The sequence below is a fragment of the Deinococcus sp. genome, from assembly GCF_025362455.1.
GTDB lineage: Bacteria > Deinococcota > Deinococci > Deinococcales > Deinococcaceae > Deinococcus.
On the sequence record NZ_JANYGJ010000126.1, the window covers coordinates 1 to 5,549 of the forward strand.

A 5,549-nucleotide genomic window follows, 5' to 3' on the forward strand; every position below is an offset into this window, starting at 1 on the left:
TGCTTGAGCATCCTCAGTTTTTTGCTCTGTCATTTCGAAGACCTGGATCACCCGCACACGGGTGAGTCAGGCTGGCCGGATTGGGGTGCTCTCGCCCAACAGGTGAGGTGGAAATTTTTCGGCTGGGTGCGACTTGACGAACTTTTTCGAGAAATCGAACAGATTTATGCTGTGCAGGACGCACGTTCACCGCTTATCGTCTAAACTGCAAGATGTCAGTATAGGGATATCGCGGTAGACTCTCAAGAGGCTGAATCAACTTTATCCCCCATCCCTAATTCAGCGTCCGCCCCCGTCCCGCCGCCATCATCCCCTCCGCCTTGCCCAGATGATCCTGCAAGGTGCCGTGCCAGTCGTCGCTGACCTCGGTGTGCTCCAGCGCCTGCTGGGCGTGGGCGTAGGCGGCGGCGGCGTCGGGAAAGCCCTGCTGGGCCATCACGTCGGCGGCCATCTGGTGGGCGGTGATCCAGTCGCGGCTGCCCGGCGCCGCCTCGCGGACCACCCGCTCGTAGTGCTCCAGCGCCTCGTCCAGATGGTAGTAGTCGAGCGCCACGCTGCCCAGCACTAAGCTGGCCGGAATGGTCGCGCCCTGCGCCAGCGCCTGCTCGGCCTCGGCCTGGGCTTCGGGGAGTTTGCCTAATCTATAGTCGCATTCAGCCACGTCGGCCAGCACTTCCGCCAGAAACGGGTATTCGGGCACGGCCAGCACGGCTTCCAGGCGCTCGCGGGCGTCCACCGGGCGGTCGAGGTCGAGCAGCGCCACGCCCAACTCGTGCTGGGCGTAGGGGCGGTCCTCGTCCTCGGCCAGTTCCAGCGCCTGCTCGAAGTAACTCAGCGCCTCTTCCGGCTCGCCCTTGCTGGTCAGAATCTGGCCCCACACCAGCGCCACGCCGTAGCTCGGCTCGCCCTGGCTGCGCTCCAGCGTGTCGGCCTCCTGAATGCTGGCCAATGCCGCGTCGTAGTCGCCCTGGGTCAGTCCGAGCTGCGCCTGGAGGTAATGCCAGCTCGCCAGGTGCAGCACGTCCTCTTCGGGCAGCGGCGTCAGGTACAGAGGCCGGGCCTGGGCCAGCGCGGCGGCGGCTTCCTCCGCCCTGCCCGCCTGGAGCAGCAGCGCGGCCTGCTCCTGAAGCATCACGGCCTTGTTGGTGCCCAGTGCCAGGTGGGCCGCCTCGGCGTAGAGGGCCACCGCGTCGTCGCTGTGGCCGAGCTGCTCCTCGGCGTCGGCCTGCCAGCTCCGCAGTCGCCACCGCAGATGCACCGGCAGCTCGCCAGACGGCGGCGCCACACTCAGGGACTCGTCGGGCAGGCCCATCAAACTCAGGGCGCAGGCGGCGTGGTAGCGGGCCAGGGCACTCAGGGCCGCTCTGGCCTCCTCGCGGGGCGGCTGGGCGTCCGGTCCCCGCGTGCGGGCGCCCAATTCGGCGCTCAGGGCCAGGTACAGCGGGTCTTCGCGCACCGAGGCGTCGAGGGTGCGGGCTTCGGTCAGGCCCTGGCGCATGTCCTCGCTGCCGCTGTCGCCGTACAGGCTGCTCAGGCTCACCAGGTACAGTGAGAGCCGTGCACGCACCGGACGCGACGCCTCGGTGTAGGCCGCTTCGAGAATGCCGTAAGCGGTTTCGTAGTCGTCGCTGGCAAGCGCCTGGCAAGCCTGCTCCCAGGTGAGGGCGGGGTCAATCATTGCCCGTAGCATAGAGCTTTGGGGGCGATCTTGCGCCCGGCGTGTGGCGTGTGGGGAAAGATGGGTTGCGGGGAGTGGGAACGGCGTTCAGTGGCTTTGTTCGTTCCGGTGGGCGTGTGGACCGGTTAGGTCACTCAGCCCCGCTTCGCCCTTTCCACACGCCACAAGCCACAAGCCAGGGCGCCAGCCCCCTCCATGTGAATTCGTCTCTGGGCAGCTTAAGGCCCGCTCAGTGCCCACCGGGACAAGTGGGACACCACTCTACCTTGAGTCTGATACACTCAGATTCAATGGGTGTGGGCAGGGCAGATGAAGCAGCGACTTCGGCGAGAATTCCTCCATCCACACGCACTTTTCCCCTCATGCACTACCCCAACCGGAGGAAGTTCCTTGAAACGTTTAAATCCGTGGCTGATTTTGCTCTTCGTCGTGGCGCTCTACATCGTGTTCATCAATGTGCCCAATGGTGGCCGGACCAGCGTCGACTACAGCGCGTTCAAAGACCTGCTGAACAAAGGCCAGGTCGAGCAGGTCGTCTCGACGGGCGACGTGGCGACCGTGACCCTGAAACAAGAAACCCAGGTGCCCGACCCCGCAGCAGGCCCAGGCCAGACCCGGCCCCTCAAGCAGTTCACCGTGCGGCTGCCCAACAGCTCCGCGACCCCCGACAGCGCGCTGACCACCCAGCTTCAGGCCCAGGGCGTGAATTACAGCTACGCCGCGCCCAGCCAGTGGCTGAACCTGCTGGCGACCTTTTTGCCGATCCTGCTGCTGTTCGGCATGATGTACTTTTTCTTCATGCGTGCCCAGGGCGGCCAGAACGGGGTGATGCAGTTCGGCCAGAGCCGCGCCAAGCGCTACGGCAAGGAAAACCGGGTCAACACCAAGTTCACCGACGTGGCCGGTCACGAGGAGGCCAAGCGCGAGCTGATCGAGGTCGTGGATTTCCTGAAAAACCCGGCCAAGTACCACCAGATCGGCGCTGAGATTCCCAAGGGCGTGCTGCTGGTCGGCCCTCCCGGCACCGGCAAGACCCTGCTGGCCCGCGCCGTCTCCGGTGAGGCCGACGTGCCATTTTTCTCGGTGAGCGCCTCTGAGTTCATGGAGATGTTCGTGGGCGTCGGCGCGTCCCGCGTCCGCACGCTGTTCGAGGACGCCCGCAAGAGTGCGCCCGCCATCATCTTCATCGACGAAATCGACTCCATCGGGCGCAAGCGCGGCGCGGGCATCGGCGGCGGCCACGACGAGCGTGAGCAGACCCTCAACCAGATCCTCTCCGAGATGGACGGCTTTGAAAAGAACGCCTCCGTCATCGTGCTGGCCGCCACCAACCGGCCCGACGTGCTCGACTCGGCGCTGCTGCGTCCGGGCCGGTTCGACCGTCAGGTGACCATCGACTTGCCCAACCTCAAGGAGCGCGAGGCGATCCTCAGGGTCCACATGCGCAACAAGCCGCTCTCGGAGGGCGTGGACGTCAATGAGGTGGCCAAGAGCACGCCGTACTTCTCCGGTGCCGACCTCAAGAACGTGGTCAACGAATCGGCCCTCGAAGCCGCCCGCATCGGCAAGACCCAGATCGACATGAGTGACTTTTACCGGGCGCTCGACAAGATCACCCTGGGCCTGGAGAACTCCTCGCTGACCATCAGCGACGCCGAGAAAAAGGCCATCGCCTACCACGAGGCCGGGCACGCCGTGACCGCCGCCGTGATTCCGGGCAGCGACAAGCTCCAGAAAGTCAGCATCATTCCGCGTGGCCGGGCGCTGGGCGCCGCCTTCTACCTGCCCGAAGAGCAGGTGCTGATGAGCAAGGAGCGGCTGGAAAACCAACTGGTCGTGGCGCTGGGTGGCCGCGCCGCCGAGGAAGTCTTCATGGGGTCCGTCACCAGCGGCGCCGCCGACGACTTCAAGAAGAGCACCAACATCGCCCGGCGCATGGTGCTGGAGTGGGGCATGGGCGAGAATTTCGCCAACATGGCCCTGAGCACCGAGTCCGGCCCGGTCTTTCTGGGCGAGGACATGGGCCGCCCCAAGGCCTTCTCCGAGCACACCAGCCAACTGGTCGACGAGGACGTCAAGCGCATTCTCCAGGCGGCGTATGTGCGCAGCAAGCAGCTCGTCAGCGAGTACGCCCAGGCGATGCACGACGTGGCCTCCGAGCTGCTGAGCAAGGAGCTGATTACCGGCGACGTGGTGCGCGAGGCCGTGGCCCGCATCAACCCGGAGCTGCGCAGCCCCGTGAATCTGGGTAAGAACTGAAGGATCTGTGGATGTGAGAACGCCCCCTGCTCCGTGCGGGGGGTTGTTTTTTGGCATGTGGCGAAGGATTACAAAGAATGTCGTGCATGGGGCGGGTCTGCTGCCTGGTCGCCCCCTCACCCTTCCGCCGCTTTGCGGCTCCCTTTGCTGGGCAGGTCTACGACTCCCTCTCCCGCAGGGGGCGACTGGTACAGCTCCGCAGGAGAGGGGTCAACAGCGCCCCAAACGCCGTTCCCACTCCCCACTCCCCACAACCCCCTCCAACTGGCCCCCAGTCAGGTTTAGGCATAGAGGTCACACTCCTATCCGCCAGGCGCTAGACTGCGCAGCAATGAATGCCAAGGTCATCGTAGTCACTAGCGGCAAGGGTGGAGTCGGCAAGACCACCACCACCGCCAACATCGGCGCAGGGCTGGCCAAGCTCGGCGAAAAAGTAGCAGTGATCGACGTGGACGTGGGGTTGCGCAACCTCGACGTGGTGATGGGCCTGGAGAGCCGGGTGGTCTTCGACCTGATCGACGTGATCGAGGGCAAGTGCCGACTGCAACAGGCGCTGATCCGCGACAAGCGCGTCGAGAACCTGTACCTGCTGCCCGCCTCCCAGACCCGCGACAAGGAAGCCCTCGACCCCGATATTTTCATCTCGGCGGTCAAGCAACTGATCGAGGAAGAACAGTTTGACCGGGTGCTGATCGACTCGCCTGCCGGAATCGAAACCGGCTTCAAAACGGCGGCGGCCCCGGCCCAGGGCGCCCTGGTGGTCGTCAACCCGGAAGTCAGCAGCGTGCGCGACGCTGACCGGATCATCGGGCTGCTCGAAGCGCGGCAGATCAACGAGATCAATCTGGTCATCAACCGCCTGCGGCCCAAGATGGTCGCCAGCGGCAACATGCTCTCGGAGGCCGACGTGCTCGAAATCCTGGGCGTCAAACCCATCGGGATCATTCCCGAAGACGAGGGCATTCTGGTGTCTACCAACATCGGTGAACCGGCGGTGCTGGGCAAAACGGTGGCGGGCATGGCCTTCATGGACACGGCCCGGCGGCTGCGCGGCGAGAACCTGCCCTTCCCCAAGCTGGAGGAAGACCGGGGGTTCATGTCGGCGCTGCGGCGACTGTTCGGGGGCAAGTGAAATGTTTTCCTTTTTCAATCGGGGCAAGCGCAGCAAGGAAACCCTAAAAGACCGCCTGGAACTGGTGCTGGCCTACGACCGAGCCAAGATTCCGCCCGGCAAAGTGGACGCGCTCAGGCACGACCTGCTCGAAGTCGTCAAAAAATACTTTCCCACCGAGGGCAGCAACATCGAAGTCGAGCAGCGCGGCGATACCGTGGTGCTGGTCGCCAACATTCCGCTGGAGCAAGACGGCGGCACCAGCCGCAACAAACGCTGAGTGAGTCTTCAGAGGAGTGGGGGAGACGTGCAGGTGAGCGTCCTCCCCATTTTTTGAACGGCAGAGCAGTTATCAATAGCATACCTCGTTTAGGGGTTGATATAGCGCCAATTGTATGCCAGCACAGCAAGGGCAACCTTGAGACGGAGCGATCTTAAGTTTTTGATCTGTCCAAATCGAATTCCAGCACGTGTCAGTGATGAGAAGACCGTTTCGATGAT

The 5,549-nt window shown here is 64.0% G+C and carries 5 protein-coding genes and 1 pseudogene; 4 read left to right on the forward strand and 2 right to left on the reverse strand.

The features are described from left to right. On the forward strand, window positions 1–204 hold a 204-nt coding region (locus Q0R23_RS09755; RefSeq protein ID WP_293912539.1), incomplete at its 5' end, for a hypothetical protein. A 70-nt stretch (window positions 205–274) separates the two neighbouring features. Here the strand turns inward: Q0R23_RS09755 and Q0R23_RS09760 are convergent. Further along, on the reverse strand, window positions 275–1,678 hold the full coding sequence (locus tag Q0R23_RS09760; protein WP_293912540.1) for a hypothetical protein: 1,404 nt from the start codon (window positions 1,676–1,678) through the stop codon (window positions 275–277). Window positions 1,679–2,068: 390 nt separating this feature from the next. On the opposite strand from Q0R23_RS09760, the gene ftsH reads away from it, so the two are divergent. The 3 genes from ftsH (at window position 2,069) to minE (ending at window position 5,328) form a co-directional block, all read left to right on the forward strand. Then, on the forward strand, window positions 2,069–3,937 hold the full coding sequence (gene ftsH, locus Q0R23_RS09765; protein ID WP_293912542.1) for an ATP-dependent zinc metalloprotease FtsH: 1,869 nt from the start codon (window positions 2,069–2,071) through the stop codon (window positions 3,935–3,937). A gap of 331 nt (window positions 3,938–4,268) precedes the next feature. Then, window positions 4,269–5,069 carry a septum site-determining protein MinD gene (minD, locus tag Q0R23_RS09770; RefSeq protein ID WP_293912545.1) on the forward strand — a complete coding sequence of 267 codons (801 nt, stop codon included), beginning with the start codon at window positions 4,269–4,271 and terminating at the stop codon, window positions 5,067–5,069. Window position 5,070: 1 nt separating this feature from the next. Continuing rightward, on the forward strand, window positions 5,071–5,328 hold the full coding sequence (minE, locus tag Q0R23_RS09775; protein WP_293912548.1) for a cell division topological specificity factor MinE: 258 nt from the start codon (window positions 5,071–5,073) through the stop codon (window positions 5,326–5,328). 89 nt (window positions 5,329–5,417) lie between these two features. On the opposite strand, the pseudogene Q0R23_RS09780 reads toward minE, so the two are convergent. Next, window positions 5,418–5,549 (reverse strand): annotated as a pseudogene (locus Q0R23_RS09780) (IS982 family transposase); the annotation flags it as partial.

What these genes read in the sequence shown, in the direction of transcription:
- Q0R23_RS09760 (WP_293912540.1), bottom strand. Translation starts at nt 1,678, where the DNA reads ATGATTGACCCCGCCCTCACCTGGGAGCAGGCTTGCCAGGCGCTTGCC.
- minE (WP_293912548.1), top strand. Translation starts at nt 5,071, where the DNA reads ATGTTTTCCTTTTTCAATCGGGGCAAGCGCAGCAAGGAAACCCTAAAA.
- minD (WP_293912545.1), top strand. Translation starts at nt 4,269, where the DNA reads ATGAATGCCAAGGTCATCGTAGTCACTAGCGGCAAGGGTGGAGTCGGC.